We start from the raw sequence: 19,677 nt of genomic DNA on the forward strand, positions 1-19,677 counted from the left end.
AGCAGGGCAGATGGCGGCGAAAGCGGATCAGCGCGGAAATAGCAGGGTCGTTTTCGAGCGTGGGATTCCGGCCCAGATGATGGGTATCGACGGGACATGGCGGCGCGAATGCACCATGGAGGATGTCTCCGATAGCGGCGCCAAGCTGACCATCGACGGCTCGGTCGAAGGCCTGCACCTGAAAGAGTTCTTTCTGCTGCTGTCGTCCACCGGACTGGCCTACCGGCGCTGCGAGCTTGCCTGGGTCAATGGCGACCAGATCGGCGTCAATTTCCTCAAAGTGGGCGACAAGAAGAAAAAGGTGCGTTCCACAGCCGTCGGGGCATGACGGCAACACCCGTCGTACAACCGTCACGGCGGGTGGCTAAGGCGGTTGAGATGCGGTGCGGCCAGTCCTGGCTCATGCTAGGATTGCCGCGAAAGCGAAATCAAGGAATCTGAGAAAGCGAAGGATGTCCGTCAAGCCGACCAAAGCCATGGTGCTCGCCGCAGGGTTCGGCCTGCGCATGCGTCCGCTGACGGACAAGATGCCGAAGCCGATGGTGCCGGTCGCCGGCCAGCCGTTACTCGATCACGTACTCGACAAGCTCGGCCAGGCCGGCGTGAGCGAGGCCGTGGTCAACGTGCATTACCTGCCGGATCAGATCATCGATCACACGGCCTCGCGCCAGCATCCGCGCGTCACCATCTCCGACGAACGCGACCAGGTGCTGGGCACCGGAGGCGGCGTGGTCAAGGCGCTGCCGCTGCTCGGTGATGCGCCATTCTATCATGTCAATTCCGACACGCTCTGGATCGACGGCGTGCGCTCCAATCTGACGCGGCTCGCTGAAAATTTCGACCCCGCGCGCATGGACATCCTGCTGCTGATGGCGCCGACCGCAACCAGCATCGGCTATAGCGGCCGCGGCGATTACGGCATGCTGCCCGACGGCGCCCTGCGCAAGCGCAAGGAAAAAGAGGTCGTCCCATTCGTCTATGCCGGCGCGGCGATCCTGTCGCCCGCGATCTTCGCAGGCGCGCCGCAGGGTGAGTTCTCGCTGACCAAGATGTTCGACCGCGCCAACGAGCAGGAGCGGCTGTTCGGCCTCCGCCTCGACGGCGTCTGGATGCATGTCGGCACGCCCGATGCAGTCCATGCCGCGGAAGAAGCGTTCCTGGAGAGCGTGGCGTAAGCGCTTCCGTGTCCTGGACGCGGTGCGACGCCATAAGCGCGTTTACGCGCGTCTTCGACACGCTATGGTGCCGCGCCGCAGAGCCGGCACCCACTCGATCCTCCCTCACGGAACGAAGCAGCGTGGGCCCCGGCTCAGCAGCGCATCACTGCGTGCTGCGCAGCGTCCGGGGCACGAGCGGTGGCTCGCACGAACAACGGGGACTATCTACCCTCCACCCATGACCATTTGACCCCGCCTCCTTATATTGGCGCCTGATCCACCGAATCAGGCAGCTCATGCGCGTCTTCAGCGTTCCCCTCTCAGTTCCGTTCCTGCGCACGGTCGTCACGGCCCTGCTCGAGGGGCGGCTGGTCGAGGGATTCGAGGCGCGCAAGGAACCGGCGCGCCTGGCGGACGCCACGCTGTATTTACCGACCCGGCGCGCCATGCGCGTCGTGCGCGAGATCTTCCTCGACGAGATGAAGGCGGATGCGGTGGTGCTGCCGCGCATCGTCGCGCTCGGTGACATCGACGAGGACGAGCTCGCTTTCGCTGACGAGGGCGAGCAATTCTCCGGCACGACGCCCCTCGAGATTCCGCCGCGGCTCGGCGAGCTCGAACGGCGGCTGACGCTGGCGCAGCTCGTCGCGGCCTGGGCCAAGGGCCCGGTGCTGGCGCCGTTGGTGGTCGGTGGACCCGCCTCGACGCTCGCGCTCGCCGGCGATCTCGCGCGCCTCATCGACGACATGGTCACGCGCGGCGTCGACTGGAGCGCGCTCGACGGCCTCGTGCCTGACAACCTCGATCGCTATTGGCAGCACTCGCTCGAATTCTTGCGCATCGCGCGCATCGCCTGGCCCGCTCATCTCGCCGAGATCAACCGGATCGAGCCCGCGGCGCGGCGCGATCTCCTGATCGCGGCGGAAGCCAAACGGCTGACCGCGCATCCAAGCGGGCCGGTGATCGCGGCGGGATCGACCGGCTCGATGCCGGCCACCGCGAAATTCCTGCACGCGGTCGCGCAACTAGCCCATGGCGCCGTGGTGCTGCCGGGCCTCGACACCGATCTCGACGAGGACGCCTGGCGGACCATCGGTGGCGTGCGCGATGCGCTCGGCAAATTCGTGGAGCATCCGGCCTCGAACCATCCGCAATATGCCATGCACGCGCTGTTGCAGCGCTTCGGCATCAAGCGCACCGACGTCGAGATCCTTCAGCCGCCGACTGAGGGCGGCCGCGACCTGCTCGCATCGGAATCGATGCGCCCGTCGGCCAAGACGGAAGTCTGGCACGACCGGCTGAAGCAGCCTGATGTCGCAGCGAAGATCTCAGGCGGCATGAACAATCTTGCGGTCGTCGAGGCTCCCAATCCTGAAATGGAAGCGCTCGCCATCGCCATTGCGATGCGTGAGGCGCGACATCTCGACAAATCCGCCGCGCTGGTGACGCCCGACCGCGCGCTGGCGCGACGGGTGATGGCGGCGCTGACCCGGTGGGGGCTCAGTTTCGACGATTCCGGCGGCGATGTGCTGATGGAAACCTCGGCCGGAATCTTCGCGCGCCTTGCGGCAGAGGCGGCGACGAAGGGGTTGGAGCCACCGACGCTGCTGGCGCTGCTGAAGCATCCGCTGTGCCGGCTCGGACGCGCGGGCGGCGCATGGAAGGCGACGATCGAAGACCTCGAACTCGCGGTCTTGCGTGGCACGCGTCCGCCTGCCGGCACCGCCGGCCTGCTGCGCGAATTCAACCGCTTTCGCGAGGAGCTTGCAAAACTGGGGCGCCGTGAGGTTTCCGCACTTCATAAATCCGAGCCCCGCGCGCGTCTCAAGGCCGAGGATCTCGATGGCATCCAGGCGCTGATCGGCGTTTTGCAGAAGGTGCTGGCGCCGATCGAGAGCCTGGCCTCAGCGAAACCATATGACTTTGCCGAACTGGCACACCGGCACCGTGAGATCATGATCGAGCTGTCGCGCGACGAGCAGGGCATCCCACTCGCTTTCGAGGACCGCGAGGGCCTCGCGCTCGCCAGCGCCCTCGACGATCTCCTGCGCGGCGGCACGACCAGCGGATTGATGGTGCAGCTGCCCGACTATCCCGACGTCTTCCAGACCGCCTTCGGCGATCGCGCGGTGCGACGGCGCGACAAGCCCGGCGCGAGGCTGCAGATCTACGGCCCCCTGGAATCGCGCTTGATGCAGGCCGACCGCATCATCGTCGGCGGCCTGATCGAGGGCGTCTGGCCGCCGGCGCCTCGCATCGATCCCTGGCTGAGCCGGCCGATGCGGCACGAGCTCGGCCTCGATCTGCCGGAGCGCCGCATCGGCCTCTCCGCCCATGACTTCGCGCAACTGCTGGGCGGCGTCGAGGTCATCCTCACCCATTCCGCCAAGGCGGGCGGCGCGCCCGCGGTGGCCTCGCGCTTCCTGCACCGGCTCGAGGCGGTCGCGGGCGACGAGCTCTGGAAGGCCGCCATTCGCGCCGGTGAGACGTATGTGCGATTTGCAAACAGGCTGGATCAGCCCGACAAGGTCGAGCCGATCAAGCAGCCCGAGCCGCGGCCGCCGCGCGCGACGCGGCCGCTGAGAATGTCGGTCACCGCGATCGAGGACTGGCTGCGCGATCCCTACACGATCTACGCAAAACACATCTTGCGGCTGGATGCGCTCGATCCCGTCGACATGCCCTTGTCGGCCGCCGACCGTGGCTCTGCGATCCACGAAGCGCTTGGTGAGTTCACCAAGTCCTATGCTTCGTCTCTGCCCGACGATCCCGCCCGTGTGCTGCGCGAGATCGGCGAAAAGCACTTCGCACCTTTGATGGAACGTCCCGAGGCGCGAGCGCTGTGGTGGCCGCGCTTCCAGCGCATCGCGCGCTGGTTCGGTGAATGGGAGACCGCGCGCCGCGAGGCGATCGAGGCGGTCACCGCAGAAACCCGCGGCGAGATCTCGATCCCACTCGACAATGCGCGCACGTTCTATCTCTCCGCGCGCGCCGACCGCATCGAGCGGCGCCAGGGCGGCAGCTACGCCATCCTCGACTACAAGACCGGGCAGCCACCGACCGGCAAGCAGGTGCGCATGGGCCTGTCGCCGCAGCTGACGCTGGAGGCCGCGATCCTGCGCGAAGGCGGCTTCGCTGATATCGACGCGGGCTCGTCAGTGAGCCAGCTCGTCTATGTGCGCGTGAGCGGCAACAACCCGCCGGGCGAGGAGCGCATTCTCGAGCTCAGATATCGGCAGAGCGACGCACAGCAGCCGCCTGACACGGCGGCCGCGGAAGCACGCGCCAAGCTGGAGGCGCTGATCCGCGCCTTCGAGGACGAGAACCAGCCCTACACCTCGCTGAACCTGCCGATGTGGACGAACCGCTACGGCGCCTATGACGACCTCGCCCGGATCAAGGAATGGTCGGCCGCGGGCGGATTGGGGATCGAGGAATGGTGAAGGCACCGCGCCCCATCCCCGACGAGGTGCGTGCGCGGCAGGCGCGCGCGTCGGATCCGACCGCCTCGGCCTTCGTGTCGGCCAATGCCGGCTCGGGCAAGACCCATGTGCTGGTGCAGCGCGTGATCCGCCTCTTGCTGTCGGGCGTGCCGCCGGAAAAGATCCTCTGCATCACCTTCACCAAGGCCGCCGCCGCCAACATGGCCGAGCGCGTGTTCACCACGCTCGGGCATTGGGTGACGCTGGATGACCCCGCGCTCGACGCGGCGATCCGCGCGGTCGGCATCCCGCATCCCAATGCAAAGCTGCGCCGTGACGCGCGAAAGCTGTTTGCTTGCGCGCTGGAGACGCCGGGCGGCTTGAAGGTGCAGACCATCCACGCGCTGTGCACGCGCCTGCTGCAGCAATTCCCGTTCGAGGCCAACGTGCCTGCGCGCTTCTCCGTCATCGACGAGCGCGACCAGAACGACATGATGGAGCGCGCCAATCTGAAGGTACTGCTGGAGGCCGCGCGCGATCCCGAGAGCGTCACCGGCCGCGCCTTGCTGACCGCGATGGCGAGCGCCGCCGACGTCACCTTCAAGGAGGTCGTGCGCGAGGCCTGTCTCAGCCGCGATCATTTCATGGCCTGGACAGACGGGGCCGGCAACGCGGAAGCTGCTGCCGCGCAGATGGCGGCGGCGCTGGGCGTCGATGCCGGGGACCGGATCGAGGACGTCGAGACGGAGATTCTCGATGGGCCCTATTTGCCGCGCTCGCGCTGGGACGACATCGCCTTTTCGCTGGAGGACGGCAGCAAGTCCGACAATGACCAGGCTGGCCGGCTCCGCGAAGCCAAGATATTTTCCGGCAGCGCGCAGGTTGACGCCTATCTCGGGGTCTTCCTCACCGACGAAAAGCTGCCGCGCAAGACGCTGCTGACCAAGAAATTTTGTGATCATAATCCCTCCGTCGCCCGCCTGTTCGAGGCGGAGGCGCAGCGCGTGAGCGGATTGGTCGAGAAGCGCCGCGCCGTGACCATGCGCGACCGCACCGCAGCCTTGCTGCATATCGCGACCGCGGCCGCCGCAAACTATCGCCGCGAAAAGCAGGAGCGCGGCCTGCTCGACTACGACGATCTCATCGACAAGACGCTGGCGATGCTCGACCGCATCTCCTCGGGCTGGGTGCATTACAAGCTCGATCGCGGTGTCGACCACGTCCTGATCGACGAGGCCCAGGACACCAGCCCGCGGCAATGGGACATCGTCGCCCACATCATCTCCGAGTTCACCGCCGGCGAAGGCGCGCGCGAGGGATTGAACCGCACCATCTTCGCGGTCGGCGACGAAAAACAGTCGATCTTCTCGTTCCAGGGCGCCGCGCCGCACGAATTCGACGCGCGCCGGCGCGAGCTGCACCGCAAATTCACCGCCGCCGGGCTGAAATTCGACCCCGTTGCTTTCACCTATTCGTTCCGCTCGGGCGCCACCATCCTGCACTCGGTCGACCACGTCTTCCGCGATCCCCAGATCTACAAGAGCATCCATTCGGTCGAGATCGGCCACCCCCTGCACAATGCACTCGCTGACGCCGGCCCCAGCGTGATCGAGCTGTGGGATCTTGCCGAGGCCGACGACCGGCAGGAGATCGAGGGCTGGCGCGCGCCGTTCGACGGCGTTGCCGCCACGAGCCCCGAGGTCAAGCTGGCGCGCCGCATCCAGGCCGAGATCAAGCGGCTGGTTGAGAGCGGCACGCTGACGGGACACGAAGGCGAGCGCCGGCCTCTGCGTTACGGCGACATGCTGATCCTGGTTCGCCGGCGCGGCAATGCGTTCGACGCGGTGATCCAGGCGCTGAAGCACGCGGGCGTGCCCGTCGCCGGCGCCGACCGGCTCAAACTCACCGAGCATATCGCGATCATCGATTTGATGAACCTCGCGGACGCTCTGCTGCTGCCGCAGGACGATCTCGCGCTCGCGGTGGCGCTGAAGAGCCCGCTGTTCGGACTCGACGACGACGACCTGTTCCAGCTGGCCCATGACCGCAAGGGGTCGCTGCGCCGCGCGCTCGGCGAGCACGCCGTCGGCAACGAGAAGTTCGCGACCGCGCTGCGTCGCCTGGAAGCCTGCGAGATGTGGGCGCGCGAGGAGACGCCGTTCGCCTTCTACGCCTGGCTGCTCGGCGGCGACGGTGGCCGCGCCCGCATGCTGCGCCGGCTCGGTCACGAAGCCAACGACGCGCTCGACGAGTTCCTGGAGCTGGCGCTGAACTACGAGCGCAAGGCGCCGGCCTCGCTGCAGGGCTTCATGGCGTGGCTGCGCTCGGCCGACACCGAGGTGAAGCGCGACATGGAGATCTCGCGCGACGAGGTGCGGGTGATGACCGTGCACGGCGCCAAGGGTCTCGAAGCCTCCGTCGTGTTCATGGTCGACACCACGTCGTCGCCCGCGGACTCGCAGCGGGTCCGGCTGATCCACGTGCCGCGCGGCAATGGCGGCGAGGTCGTGGTCTGGGCCGGCCGCAAGGCCGACGATCCCAAGCCGGTCGCGGACGCACGCAAGGCGATGATCGACGAGACCGAGGACGAATATCGCCGCCTGCTCTATGTCGCGATGACGCGCGCGGCAGACCGGCTGATTGTCGGCGGCTGCATGCCCGGCAACATGAAGACGGTCCGCAAGCTCAGCTGGTACGATTTGGTCGACACCGGGCTCGCCGGCTCCGGTCTGGACAAGCAGGTGATCGAGACGCCGCTCGGCAAGGTGACCCGATTCGCCCGGCCGGAGGATGTGGCGGCGCTGGGCACGCCGGCGGCATCCGTGGACCAGACCGTTGCCCTCCCCGATTGGCTACGGGAGGCGGCGCCACGCGAGACCACCGACGATGACATGGTGCGCCCGTCGGGTCAGCCGGCCGACGAAGGCCGCAGCGTGCGATCCGGCGAATCGGTGCAGTCCCGCGCGCTCGCATTGCAACGCGGCACGCTGGTGCATCGGCTGCTGCAATCCCTCCCCGACATCGCCGTCGAGCGGCGTCGCGAGGCGGCCCTCGGCTTCATGGCGCGCAATGCCGCGGACTGGACCGACGCCGATCGCACCGCACTGGCCGACAAGGTGCTCGCTTTGATCACTGAACCGCGCTTTGCGCCGGTCTTTGCCGCCGGCAGCCGGGCGGAAGTCGCCATCGCCGGCCGGCTGGAGCGGCCGGGCCGCCCGCCGGCCTTGGTGTCGGGGCAGATCGATCGGCTGGTCGTGCGTTCGGATGAGGTTTTGATCGTCGATTTCAAGACCAATCAGGCGGCGCCTGCGAGCGCGGCTCAGGCGCCCGTCGCCTATGTCCGGCAACTTGCGCTGTACCGGGCGGTGCTGGCGCGGCTTTATCCCCAAAAGCCCATCCGGGCCGTTCTGCTCTGGACCGAGGCCCTTGAATATATGGAGATTTCAGCCCCCGCGCTGGACGCGGCGCTGGCATCCCTTCATCTCGGTGTGAGCGTCCTTGACCCGGCAAGAAGCCGTTCATAGGTTCACCCCATGATCCCGGGCGCGATTCCAGGTCGCGCCGATTCTTTCAACCCGTGTGAGGTACTCCCAATGGCCGTTAGCAAGGTTTCCGACGCCGATTTCGAAGCCGAAGTGCTCAAGGCGAACGGCCCCGTGGTCGTCGATTTCTGGGCGGAGTGGTGCGGCCCGTGCCGCATGATCGCACCCGCGCTCGACGAGATCGCCGGCGCGATGGGCGACAAGGTCAAGATCGTGAAGCTCAACGTCGACGAGAGCCCGAAGACCGCCTCGAAGTACGGCGTGATGTCGATCCCCACCCTGATGATCTTCAAGGGCGGCGAGATGGCCTCCCGCCAGGTCGGCGCCGCGCCGAAGGCGAAGCTGCAGCAGTGGATCACCTCCGCGGTCTGATCCGTTTCGCGCAAGATTATTTTCGACAACGGCCGGCGAAAGCCGGCCGTTCTGCGTTGACGGGACGTGTTCAGCGTATGACGAGTCCCGTCCTTGCCAGCCCCTCCCCGAAAGCGCGCCCGAAGATCGACCTCGCTCGTTGCGATGGAGGCGCGCTCGGTCGACGAGATCCCGCGCGGCAAGGAGTGGCAGTACGAGCCGAAATGGGACGGCTTTCGCTGTCTCCTCTCGCGCGACGGCAGCCGGGTCGATCTGCGCTCGAAGTCAGGTGAGGACCTCGCGCGCTATTTTCCGGAAGTGGTGGCCGCTGCCCTGAAGCTCAAAGCGGATCGTTTCACGCTCGACGGCGAGCTCGTCGTGCCGCACGGCAAGGGTTTTTCCTTCGACGCGCTGCTGCAACGGATCCATCCCGCCGCAAGCCGCGTGAAGAAGCTCTCGGAAGAAACCCCGGCGCTCTATCTCGCCTTCGATCTGCTCGCGACCGCCAGAGACGAGCAGCTTGCCAAAAAGTTGCTGAGCGAACGGCGGCCGGTGCTGGAAGCATTTGCGAAAGCCAATCTGAAAGGCGGCATCTTTCGTCTCTCGCCGTCCACGACCAGCTATGCCACGGCCAAAAAGTGGCTGGCGCAATCCGGCGGCGGCTCGGACGGCGTCATCGCCAAGCGGATCGACCTGCCGTATCAGGCCGGAAATCGCGACGGCATGCAGAAGATCAAGAAATTCCGCAGCGCCGATTGCGTGGTCGGCGGCTTCCGCTATGCCACCAACAAGATCGCCGGCCGCAAGGTGGTGGGATCGCTGCTGCTCGGGCTCTATGACACGAAGGGACTGTTGCACCATGTCGGCTTCACCTCGGCGATCAAGGCGGGCGAGAAGCCCGAACTGACCGACCGGCTGGAGGCGCTGATTGGCGAGCCCGGCTTTACCGGCAACGCGCCGGGCGGACCGAGCCGCTGGTCGACCGAGCGCTCAGCAAAGTGGTGCCCGCTGAAGCCGAAGCTGGTGATCGAAGTTTGCTACGACCATTTCAGCGGCGAGCGCTTTCGCCATGGCACCTCGATCCTGCGCTGGCGCCCGGACAAGGCCCCGCGGCAATGCAGCTTCGATCAGTTGAAGCAGAAGGCGGCCCATCCGATGAAGCTGCTGAAGTAGCACGGTCTGGTGCCCCGGACGCAGCGCGAAGCGCTGCAGAGCTTTGTGCTGCACCGCGCCCGGGACACGAGCGTGGTTACCCGATCCATCCCGTCGCGAGCGCGTTCGCGAGCTCAGGCTGCCCGTTGCGACGTGCGAGCACCGCCATAGCCTCGTGATCATACGCGACGTTTCGGAACGTCACCTGCCAGGCACCATCAAACAATTCGAGGATCGCATAGCGCGCGTGCGGCGTGCCGGCTTCGACGACATGCGGATACGGATGCTTGTCGCGAAAACCGGGGCAACCGACGCTGCCGGGATTGACGATCAGCCGGCCGTCACGCAACCGCACGGCACGGGCGAGATGGGTGTGGGCGCAGAGGATCAGCGGTTGCGTGACGCCATGCGCGAATTGCTCGATCCGGTCCAGCGGCGACAGCGCCACCGCGCCGTCGGGATGCACAATGTCGAGCCAATAGATCTCGTCATTGCCGGGGGTCGCATGACAGAGAAACACCTGATCGCGAAATACAAGCGTCATCGGCTGCGCACGCAGCCAGTCGAGTTGCGCGGCATTCAGTGCGTCATGGGCGGGACGGTCCCACGAGCCCATCTTCTCCGGCGGACGGTCGAGCAGATAGCGGTCGTGATTGCCGAGCACGTGCACGGCGTCGAGCGGCATCAGCATTTCCATCGTGCGGCGGGCATCGAGCGGGCCGCTCAGCATGTCGCCGAGATTGACGATGTCGGTGATGCCAAGCGCGCGGATGTCGGCGAGCACCGCCTCCAGCGCAAGGTAGTTTCCGTGGACGTCGGCGATGGCCGCAAAGCGCATTGTCGTGATCCCCTAATCTCGTGCCCCGGACGCGGCGCATCACGCAGTGGTGCGCTGCTGAGCCGGAGCCCATGGTGCGGCATTCCGGGTCCCGGCTCGCGCTTCGCGCGTCCGCGACACGCAACCTCATGCAGGAGGCGTGCCGTTGATCGCCAGCACGTGACCGGCCAGATACAGCGAGCCCGTGATCAGGATGCGCGGCGGCACCTCATAAGCGAGCTTCGACAGGGCCCGCAGCGCGGCTTCGACGTCGGGCGCGGGCTCGACGCGCATGCCGAGGCTGCGCGCGGCGTCGGCGAGGCGGTCGGCCGGCATTGCGTTCTCGGTGTCGGGGATCGGCACCGCGATGATGTGGCGGGTGAGGCCGGCGAAATTGGCCAGGAAGCCTTGCGCATCCTTGTTGGCCATCATGCCTGCGATGACGACCAGCGGCCGCGACACCCGCTCTTCGAGGTCGCCCAGCGCCGCGGCCGCGACACGCCCGCCTTCGACATTGTGCCCGCCATCGAGCCAGATCTCCGAGCCCTGCGGACCCCAGGACAGCAGCTCGCCCGAGGTGATGCGCTGCATCCGCGCCGGCCATTCGGCGCCCACGATGCCGGCCTCGAAGGCGGCCTGATTGATCTTGAAATCCGGAACCGCGCGCAGCGTCGCGATCGCGAGCCCGGCATTGTCGAACTGATGGCGGCCGAACAGGCGCGGTGCCGGCAGATCCATCAGGCCACGATCGTCGGAATAGACCAGACGTCCGCGCTCGACATTGACGTGCCAGTTCTCGTTCGCGGCAAACAGCGGCGCACGCATGCGCCTCGCCTGCGCCTCGATCACCGCCATGGCGTCCGGCGATTGCTCCGCAGAGATCACGGGCACGCCGCGCTTGATGATCGCCGCCTTCTCGCCGGCAATCGATGTCAGGGTATCCCCGAGGAAGTCCATGTGGTCCATGCTGACGGGGGTGATCACGCAGGCCGCAGGAGTGTCGATCACATTGGTCGAGTCGAGCCGGCCGCCGAGGCCGACTTCGAGCAACACGACGTCAGCCGGATTCTGCGCGAACAGATGAAAGGCGGCTGCCGTCTTCAGCTCGAACAAGGTCGCGACCTCGCCGGCATTGACGCGCTCGACCTCTTCCAGCGCCGCGCGTAGTTCATCGTCACCGACCAGCACGCCGCCGCCGGCGCGGCCGAGCCGGAAGCATTCGTTGATGCGGACGAGGTAGGGCGAGGTATAGGCGTGGACGCGCAAGCCCGCAGCCTCCAGCGTCGCGCGCAGATAAGCCAGCGTCGAGCCCTTGCCGTTGGTGCCGGCGATGTGGATCACCGGCGGCAGCTTGCGTTCGGGATGGCCGAGCCGCGCGAGCAGGCGGTGCATCCGCTCGAGGCCGAGATCGATGCGCTTCTGATGCAGGGCCGACAGCCGCCCGATCAATTCGCCGAGCGGCGTCTTCGTGCTGTCAGGGGACGCGTTCACGCGTGGGGCGCAGCCGGCGCCGTCTCAGCGGCCGATACGATCTGTGCCGGGCTCGTCACGGCCTGGGTCGGCTTCGATACGCCCTCCTGCGCCGGCGCCTTGGTCAGCAGGCGGCAGAGCCGCGCCAGGGTCGGGCGCAACTCATGACGATGCACGACCATGTCGACCATGCCGTGCTCCTTGAGATACTCGGCGCGCTGGAAGCCTTCGGGCAGCTTCTCGCGGATGGTCTGCTCGATCACGCGCGCGCCGGCAAAACCGATCAGCGCGCCGGGCTCGGCGATCTGCACGTCGCCCAGCATCGCGTAGGACGCAGTGACGCCGCCGGTGGTCGGATTGGTCAGCACGACGATGTAGGGCAGCTTGGCCTCGCGCAGCATCTGCACTGCGACCGTGGTCCGCGGCATCTGCATCAGCGACAGGATGCCTTCCTGCATGCGCGCACCGCCGGATGCGGCGAACACGATGAACGGAGACTTCTTCTCGACCGCGAGCTCGAGCCCGCGCACGATGGCTTCGCCTGCGGCCATGCCGAGCGAGCCGCCCATGAAGTCGAAATCCTGCACGGCGACGACGACGGCGGCGCCTTCGAGCTTGCCGTAGCCGACCTTGATCGCGTCATTGAGGTTGGTTCGCGCGCGGGCATCCTTGATGCGGTCGACGTATTTCTTCTCGTCGCGGAACTTGAGCGGGTCGGGCGTCACGTCGGGCAGCGCCACGTCGTACCAGGTCTCGTTGTCGAAGATCGACTTCAAGCGCGCCACCGCGCCCATGCGCATGTGGTAGTTCGAGCCGGGGATGACGAACTGGTTGGCCTCGACGTCCTTGTAGAACACGAGCTGTCCGGAATCCGGGCACTTGATCCACAGATTCTCCGGCGTTTCCCGCCGCAGCATGTTGCGGATCTTCGGCCGGACCACATTGGTAAGCCAGTTCATGGTTTGCTCCGATGTGCGAGCCCCCGCTGGGGTTCGCCTGAAGGGATATATGGCCGCCGGACCTAGCCCCGGCAAGCCGTCGTCTCGGGCCTATTCGGCCGCCTGTTGCGCGCCCTTGACGCCCTGGGCCAGGGCTGCGGTCAGCTCGGCGACGGCATTGACGGTCTTGGCCGTCGCGCGCCCTTCCGCATCGAGGCTGTTCTTGAGCGCATCGACCAGCGCAGTGCCGACCACCGAGCCATCGGCCTTCTCGGCAATGGCACGTGCCGCCTCCGGCGTGCGGATGCCGAAACCGACGCATATCGGCAGCTTGGTGTGCCGCTTGATGCGCGCGACAGCGTCGCCGACGACATTCGCGTCCGCCGCCGCTGCACCGGTGATGCCGGCGATCGAGACGTAATAGACAAAGCCAGAGGTGTTCGCGAGCACCGCGGGCAGGCGCTTGTCGTCGGTGGTCGGAGTCGCCAGGCGAATGAAGTTCAGGCCGGCCTTCAGCGCGGGAATGCAGAGCTCGTCGTCTTCCTCCGGCGGCAGATCGACGATGATCAGGCCGTCGACACCGACCGTCTTGGCATCGGTCAGGAACTTGTCGACGCCGTAAATGTAGATCGGATTGTAATAACCCATCAGCACCAGCGGCGTGACATTGTCGTCCTTGCGGAAGTCGCGCACCAATTCCAGCGTCTTCTTCAAGGTCATGCCGACCTTGAGCGCGCGCAGACCTGCAGCCTGAATCGAGGGACCATCCGCCATCGGATCGGTGAAGGGGATGCCGAGTTCGATGACGTCGGCGCCTGATTTCGAGAGCGCCTTGACGATCTCGAGCGACGTCGCCGGATCAGGATCGCCGGCCATCACATAGGTGACGAAGGCCGCGCGGCCCTGCTTCTTCAGCTCGGCAAAACGGGTGTCGATACGCGTGGTCACTTCTTGCCCCTCAGGATGTCGCCGACCTGCGGGACGTCCTTGTCGCCGCGGCCGGAGAGATTGACGACCATCAGGTGGTCTTTCGGCCGCTTCGGTGCCAGCTCCATCACCTTGGCGATGGCATGCGCGGGCTCGAGCGCGGGAATGATGCCCTCGAGCTTCGACAGCAGCTGGAACGCGGCGAGCGCCTCGTCATCGGTCGCCGAGAGATAGTTCACGCGGCCGACCTCGTGCAGCCAGGAATGCTCGGGCCCGATGCCGGGATAGTCGAGGCCGGCCGAGATCGAATGGGCGTCCTGGATCTGCCCGTCGGCGTTCATCAGGAGATAGGTGCGGTTGCCGTGGAGCACGCCGGGGCGGCCGCCCGCGATCGAGGCCGCGTGCAGTTGCGTCAGGCCGTGGCCTGCGGCCTCGACGCCAAAGATTTCCACGGAGGGATCGTCGAGGAACGGATGGAACAGGCCCATCGCGTTGGAGCCGCCGCCGATGCAGGCGACCAGCGAATCCGGCAGGCGATCCTCGATCTCCTGCATCTGCGCCTTGGTCTCGTGGCCGATGATCGACTGGAAGTCGCGCACCAGCATCGGATAGGGATGCGGGCCTGCGACCGTACCGATGCAGTAGAAGGTGTTGTGCACGTTGGTGACCCAATCGCGCAGCGCCTCGTTCATGGCGTCCTTCAGCGTGCGCGTGCCCGACTGCACCGGGACCACCGTCGCGCCCAGCATCTCCATGCGAATGACGTTGGGCTGCTGCCGCTCGACGTCGACCGCGCCCATATAGACCACGCATTCCAGGCCGAAGCGCGCACACAGCGTCGCGGTGGCGACACCGTGCTGGCCCGCGCCGGTCTCGGCGATGATGCGCTTCTTGCCCATGCGCCGCGCCAGCATGATCTGGCCGAGCACGTTGTTCACCTTGTGCGAGCCGGTGTGGTTCAGCTCTTCGCGCTTGAGGTAGATCTTTGCGCCGCCGAGATGCTCGGTCAGGCGTTCTGCGAAATATAGCGGCGAGGGCCGGCCGACATAGTTCTTGAGATAGCCGTTCATCTCGGCCTGGAACGCCGGATCGGCCTTGGCCGCTGTGTAGGCCTTCTCCAGGTCGAGGATCAGCGGCATCAGGGTTTCGGCGACGAAGCGTCCACCGAAAATGCCGAAATGGCCGCGATCGTCGGGGCCGCTGCGATAGGAATTGGGTTTGGCGACGTTCATCGAACACTCAACTCTTGGCTGGCGCGCGCGGCGCGAATGAAGGCTTTGATCATCTCCGGGTCCTTCACGCCGGGAGCGCTCTCGACACCGGAGGAAACATCGACGCCGCCAGCGCGAGTGACGCGCAGGGCTTCGGCGACGTTCCCCGCATGCAGACCGCCCGAAACCATATACGGCAGCTTGAGCTCAAGGTTTCCGAGCAGGCGCCAGTCGAAGGGCGTACCGAGGCCGCCGGGCCGCGTCGCGTCTTTCGGTGCTCGCGCGTCGAACAGGATGCGGTCGGCAACCGCCGCGTAGCCAGGCAGCACGGCAAGATCCGCAGCCACCTCGACCGGCACCACTTTCATCACCGGGCGGCCGAACCGCTGCTTGATGTCGCGCAGCCGCGCGACGCTTTCCTTGCCGTGGAGCTGGAAGATGTCCGGCGACAGCGCGTCCATGATGTTGTCGAACGTGGCATCATCGGCATCGACGGTGAGCGCCACCTTGAGCGCGCGCCCCCTCACCTGGCGACCGAGGTCGCGGCCGAGCTCCAGGGACAGGTGCCGCGGCGACGGCGGAAAGAACACGAACCCCACCATATCCGCACCCGCCTCAAGCGCCGTTTGAAGCGTCTCGGGCGTGGACAGGCCGCAGATCTTGACGAGCAGGGACATGGTCTCAATGCAAATGGAGGCCGCAGGTCCGCGGCCGGAAAACGGGGCTTTCGGTTGCGGCCGCTTCTACAACGTCGCGCGCTGCTTGTCTCGCCCGATGGGCCCGTAAAGCCCGACCCCGGAGGGAACGGGAAGGCGCTGGGACTGTGGCCTTGCTGCAGCCGCCTGGGCCCGCAGATCGGCCAGTTCGCCCTTGGCGGCCCGGGCATCCGCCTCATGCCGGCGCGCGGAGCGCCGCCAGTGCCGCTGGCCGAACCAGACGGCGCAGCCGCCGGCGAAGACGCCGATAGCCGCCACCAGGATCAGCAGCAGGAACAGCGGCAAGGTGACCGACAAGGACGGGTCGTTCGCAATGAAGGGATCGAACGAGACCGTGACGAAATGCCGGTTGGCGACGGCGAAGGTCACCAGGATCAGGCCCAGCGGAAGCACGATCAGCGCGGTCAGGAACTTTCGCATCTCGCTTTGCTCGCCTTGAATCAAGCTTGCGGCCGCATGCACGACCGCAAGACAAATCCCCATGCCAGCTCAGTCTGGGGCGCCCGGATCCGGATGATCGCGGTTCAGCCGCTCGCGCATTTCCTTGCCGGTCTTGAAGAACGGAACGCTCTTCTGATCGACGGGCACATGCGCGCCAGTCCGCGGATTGCGCCCGGCGCGTGCAGGGCGATGCTTGACCGAGAAGGCACCGAAGCCGCGCAGCTCGACGCGGTCACCGCGTGCGAGGGCCGCTACGATCTCTTCGAGAATCGCATTCACAATGTTCTCGACATCCCGCTGGTACAGATGCGGGTTGTGCTCGGCGATACGCTGAACAAGTTCGGATTTGATCATCGAGAGATAGGACCCGGAAGCGTGCGGATGACCATTTCCGTGAAAATACCTTGATCTGTCAAGACGCTAAATGAAGGCTGAGCGTCGTGAAAATGCGTGACAAATGCCGAAAAAGCGGGCTGTCCCGATGCCCGTCAGACGGGAAAACCTTGGGAAGCTCGCCCGGCCCCTCAGTTTGAGGCGGCCGGTTGCCACAGAGCCAGCATTCCATCCATTCCAAACCGATCGACCGCCTGCGCGACGCCGGTTTGCCCGATTTGATGCGCAATCGAGCCTAAACCAAGCGCTTCCAGCGTGACGGCGGCCGCCGTCTTGAGGAACGGCAGATCGCCAAATCGCGGCTCGAGCTTGTAGTTGCGTACCGGCAGACCCTTCTTGACGCTCTTGTTCTCGACCAGCCAGGTCACCGCCGTCTTCTCGTCGCCGATCTGGTCGATCAGCTTGAGATCGATCGCCTGGCGTCCGGTGAAGACGCGGCCGTCGGCCACTTTCTCGAGCTGCGTGTCATCCATGCCACGCCGTTCCTTCACCAGTCCCCTGAACCAGGCGTAGGAATCCTTCACCAGCGCGTCGAGGGCGGCGCGCGCCTCGGGACTGGTCGGCTCGAAACCATTGGGTGCGGCCTTCAGAGGCGACGACTTCACCTCCTCGACCTTGACGCCGATCGTCTTCAAGAGCTCGGAGACGTTGGGATATTGGAACAGCACGCCGATCGAGCCGACCAGCGAGCTCTGCTGGGCGATGATGTGATCGCTGGCGATCGCCGTGATGTAGCCGCCGGAGGCCGCCAGGCCCTCGACCACAACCACCAGCGGCTTCTTCGCTTTCAGCCGGACCAGCGAATCGTAGAGCTGCTCGGAGCCGGCGGTGGTGCCGCCCGGCGAATTGATGTGGACGATGACGGCGGCGGCCTGCGAATTCTCGAGCCGCTCCAGCGCCTGCGTGCGATCGGAATCGCTGCGGATCAATCCCTCGATCTGGACCCGCGCGATCGAGCCGGCGGATACGAAGGACCCCCGCGCACCCGGCGTCGCAATCAACGCGACGCTTGCGATCGCCGCGATCGCGATCAGCGCGGCCATGACGCGCCAGAACGTCAGCTTGCGACGGATCCGCCGACGGTCGACGATGATGTCCGAATCGAGCGACATCGGAATATCTCCAAATGAAAGACTGGACGCGTTGTGCCGTCACGAGATGACCGACGGCTTATCTCGATACATCAATTGCGGCGCAATTTGAAGAAAACAAGGCTGTAAGCGGTAGCTGCGTAGCCCGGATGGAGCGCAAGCGTAATCCGGGGCCGTCACCGCGCCGAAAGACCTTCCCGGATTACGCTTTGCTCCATCCGGGCTACGGGCAACAAGGCCAACAAAAAAGCCCCGGCTTGCGCCGGGGCTTCGATGTCAGCGAAAGCTGCGTTTCGCTTACTTGCTGTCGCGGTTCTTGAGCGCGGTGCCCAGGATGTCGCCGAGCGTCGCACCCGAATCCGAGGAGCCGTACTGCGCGATGGCTTCCTTCTCTTCGGCGACTTCGAGCGCTTTGATCGACACCTGGACCTTGCGGGCCTTCTTGTCGAACTGGATGACGCGGGCATCGACTTTCTCGCCGACGGCGAAGCGTTCGGCGCGCTGATCGTTGCGGTCACGGGCAAGCTCGGAGCGCTTGATGAAGGTCGAGAAGTCGGTCCCGGTGATCTTCACCTCGATACCGCTTTCCTTCACTTCGAGCACTTCGCAGGTCACGACCGCGCCCTTCTTGACATCGCCCGGCTCGGCGAAGGGGTCGCCTTCGAGCTGCTTGATGCCGAGCGAGATGCGCTCCTTCTCGACGTCCACGTCGAGCACCACGGCCTTCACCATGTCGCCCTTCTTGTAGTTGTCGATCACCTGCTCGCCCGGAAGCTTCCAGTCGAGGTCGGAGAGATGGACCATGCCGTCGACGTCGCCCTCGAGGCCCAGGAACAGACCGAACTCGGTCTTGTTCTTGACTTCGCCCTCGACCACCGAACCGGTCGGGTGACCTTCGACGAAGACCTCCCACGGATTGCGCATGGTCTGCTTGAGGCCGAGCGAGATGCGGCGCTTGACGGAATCGACTTCCAGCACCTGCACTTCGACTTCCTGCGAGGTCGAAACGATCTTGCCGGGGTGCATGTTCTTCTTGGTCCACGACATCTCGGAGACGTGGATCAGGCCTTCGATGCCCGGCTCGAGCTCGACGAACGCACCGTAGTCGGTGATGTTGGTGACGCGGCCAGTGAAGCGGGCCTGCAGCGGGTACTTCGCCTCGATGCCCTGCCACGGATCGTCCAGCAGCTGCTTCATGCCCAGCGAGATGCGGTGCGTCTCGTGGTTGATCTTGATGATCTTGACCTTCACGGTCTGGCCGATCGAGAGCACCTCGGTCGGGTGGTTGACGCGGCGCCACGCGATGTCGGTGACGTGCAGCAGGCCGTCGATGCCGCCGAGGTCAACGAACGCACCGTAATCGGTGATGTTCTTGACCACGCCGTCGATGACCTGACCCTCTTCGAGGTTCTGCACCAGCTCCTGGCGCTGCTCGGCGCGGGTCTCTTCGAGAACCGTGCGGCGGGACACCACGATGTTGCCGCGGCGGCGGTCCATCTTGAGGATCTGGAACGGCTGCGAGTTGTTCATCAGCGGCGCAACGTCGCGGATCGGACGGATGTCGACCTGCGAGCGCGGCAGGAAGGCCACGGCACCGTCGAGGTCGACGGTGAAGCCGCCCTTGACCTGGTTGAAGATGACGCCGTTGACCTTTTCGTTGTTCTGGAACGCCTTCTCGAGCTTGCCCCAGCTCTCTTCGCGGCGCGCCTTGTCGCGCGACAGCACGGCTTCGCCGAGGGCGTTCTCGATGCGGTCGAGGAACACTTCAACCTCGTCGCCGACCTTCAGTTCACTGTCACGGCCGGGGCCGGAAAATTCGCGCAGGGCGACGCGGCCCTCGGTCTTCAGGCCGACGTCGATGACGGCCATGTCCTTTTCAATTGCAACCACCTTGCCCTTGACGACGGAGCTTTCCTGCAGGTTGCCGCCTGCGAAGGACTCGTCGAGCATCGCGGCGAAATCGTCGCGCGACGGGCTATAGGTATCAGCAGAAGTCGAAGCCATTTGTTCTCCAGTTGCGGATGTCGTGCCGGCCGTTGGGTTCATGGG

16 protein-coding genes are annotated in these 19,677 nt (G+C 65.8%); 6 read left to right on the forward strand and 10 right to left on the reverse strand.

The features are described 5' to 3' along the window. Positions 1-10 precede the first annotated feature (10 nt). The 6 genes from XH83_RS00395 to XH83_RS00420 all read left to right on the forward strand — a co-directional run bounded on the left by XH83_RS00395 (position 11) and on the right by XH83_RS00420 (position 9,645). Positions 11-328 (forward strand): PilZ domain-containing protein, encoded by a 318-nt coding sequence (locus XH83_RS00395; protein ID WP_194405168.1) that lies wholly within the window; start codon positions 11-13, stop codon positions 326-328. Positions 329-452: 124 nt separating this feature from the next. Beyond that, positions 453-1,175: a nucleotidyltransferase family protein gene (locus tag XH83_RS00400; protein WP_194405169.1), complete on the forward strand. Its 723-nt coding sequence runs from the start codon at positions 453-455 to the stop codon at positions 1,173-1,175. 278 nt (positions 1,176-1,453) lie between these two features. Continuing rightward, positions 1,454-4,600: a double-strand break repair protein AddB gene (gene addB, locus XH83_RS00405; RefSeq protein ID WP_194405170.1), complete on the forward strand. Its 3,147-nt coding sequence runs from the start codon at positions 1,454-1,456 to the stop codon at positions 4,598-4,600. Next, on the forward strand, positions 4,594-8,103 hold the full coding sequence (addA, locus tag XH83_RS00410) for a double-strand break repair helicase AddA (protein ID WP_194405171.1): 3,510 nt from the start codon (positions 4,594-4,596) through the stop codon (positions 8,101-8,103). Before addB ends, addA begins: the two co-directional genes overlap by 7 nt. A gap of 69 nt (positions 8,104-8,172) precedes the next feature. After that, on the forward strand, positions 8,173-8,493 hold the full coding sequence (trxA, locus tag XH83_RS00415; RefSeq protein ID WP_008540017.1) for a thioredoxin: 321 nt from the start codon (positions 8,173-8,175) through the stop codon (positions 8,491-8,493). 144 nt (positions 8,494-8,637) lie between these two features. After that, on the forward strand, positions 8,638-9,645 hold the full coding sequence (locus XH83_RS00420) for an ATP-dependent DNA ligase (protein ID WP_194408113.1): 1,008 nt from the start codon (positions 8,638-8,640) through the stop codon (positions 9,643-9,645). A 76-nt stretch (positions 9,646-9,721) separates the two neighbouring features. Here XH83_RS00420 and XH83_RS00425 read toward each other — a convergent pair whose 3' ends face one another. From XH83_RS00425 to rpsA, 10 genes are all read right to left on the reverse strand, one after another. Continuing rightward, a complete protein-coding gene (locus XH83_RS00425; protein ID WP_194405172.1) occupies positions 9,722-10,462 on the reverse strand; it encodes a metallophosphoesterase in 741 nt (246 codons plus the stop codon). 126 nt (positions 10,463-10,588) lie between these two features. Further along, complete coding sequence (locus XH83_RS00430; protein WP_194405173.1) at positions 10,589-11,932, reverse strand: folylpolyglutamate synthase/dihydrofolate synthase family protein; 1,344 nt, start codon at positions 11,930-11,932, stop codon at positions 10,589-10,591. Then, positions 11,929-12,870, reverse strand: a complete 942-nt coding sequence (gene accD, locus XH83_RS00435) for an acetyl-CoA carboxylase, carboxyltransferase subunit beta (RefSeq protein WP_194405174.1) — start codon at positions 12,868-12,870, stop codon at positions 11,929-11,931. The genes XH83_RS00430 and accD overlap by 4 nt, the downstream gene beginning before the upstream one ends. A gap of 90 nt (positions 12,871-12,960) precedes the next feature. Then, the gene (gene trpA / locus XH83_RS00440; protein ID WP_194405175.1) at positions 12,961-13,797 is read right to left on the reverse strand and encodes a tryptophan synthase subunit alpha; all 837 of its coding nucleotides are present in this window, start codon (positions 13,795-13,797) and stop codon (positions 12,961-12,963) included. Next, positions 13,794-15,008, reverse strand: a complete 1,215-nt coding sequence (gene trpB / locus XH83_RS00445; RefSeq protein WP_194405176.1) for a tryptophan synthase subunit beta — start codon at positions 15,006-15,008, stop codon at positions 13,794-13,796. The genes trpA and trpB overlap by 4 nt, the downstream gene beginning before the upstream one ends. Beyond that, entirely contained in the window at positions 15,005-15,664 is a 660-nt protein-coding gene (locus XH83_RS00450; protein ID WP_194405177.1) for a phosphoribosylanthranilate isomerase, read from the reverse strand. Before XH83_RS00450 ends, trpB begins: the two co-directional genes overlap by 4 nt. Before the next feature lie 66 nt (positions 15,665-15,730). Then, on the reverse strand, positions 15,731-16,123 hold the full coding sequence (locus XH83_RS00455) for a lipopolysaccharide assembly protein LapA domain-containing protein (RefSeq protein WP_194405178.1): 393 nt from the start codon (positions 16,121-16,123) through the stop codon (positions 15,731-15,733). Between the two features lie 69 nt (positions 16,124-16,192). Further along, complete coding sequence (locus tag XH83_RS00460) at positions 16,193-16,498, reverse strand: integration host factor subunit beta (RefSeq protein ID WP_007598410.1); 306 nt, start codon at positions 16,496-16,498, stop codon at positions 16,193-16,195. Positions 16,499-16,668: 170 nt separating this feature from the next. Then, positions 16,669-17,649: a signal peptide peptidase SppA gene (sppA, locus tag XH83_RS00465; RefSeq protein WP_194405179.1), complete on the reverse strand. Its 981-nt coding sequence runs from the start codon at positions 17,647-17,649 to the stop codon at positions 16,669-16,671. A 276-nt stretch (positions 17,650-17,925) separates the two neighbouring features. After that, positions 17,926-19,632 (reverse strand): 30S ribosomal protein S1, encoded by a 1,707-nt coding sequence (rpsA, locus tag XH83_RS00470; RefSeq protein WP_194405180.1) that lies wholly within the window; start codon positions 19,630-19,632, stop codon positions 17,926-17,928. Positions 19,633-19,677: the final 45 nt, after the last annotated feature.

Origin of the sequence: Bradyrhizobium sp. CCBAU 53351 (assembly GCF_015291745.1) — a bacterium.
Taxonomy (GTDB): domain Bacteria; phylum Pseudomonadota; class Alphaproteobacteria; order Rhizobiales; family Xanthobacteraceae; genus Bradyrhizobium.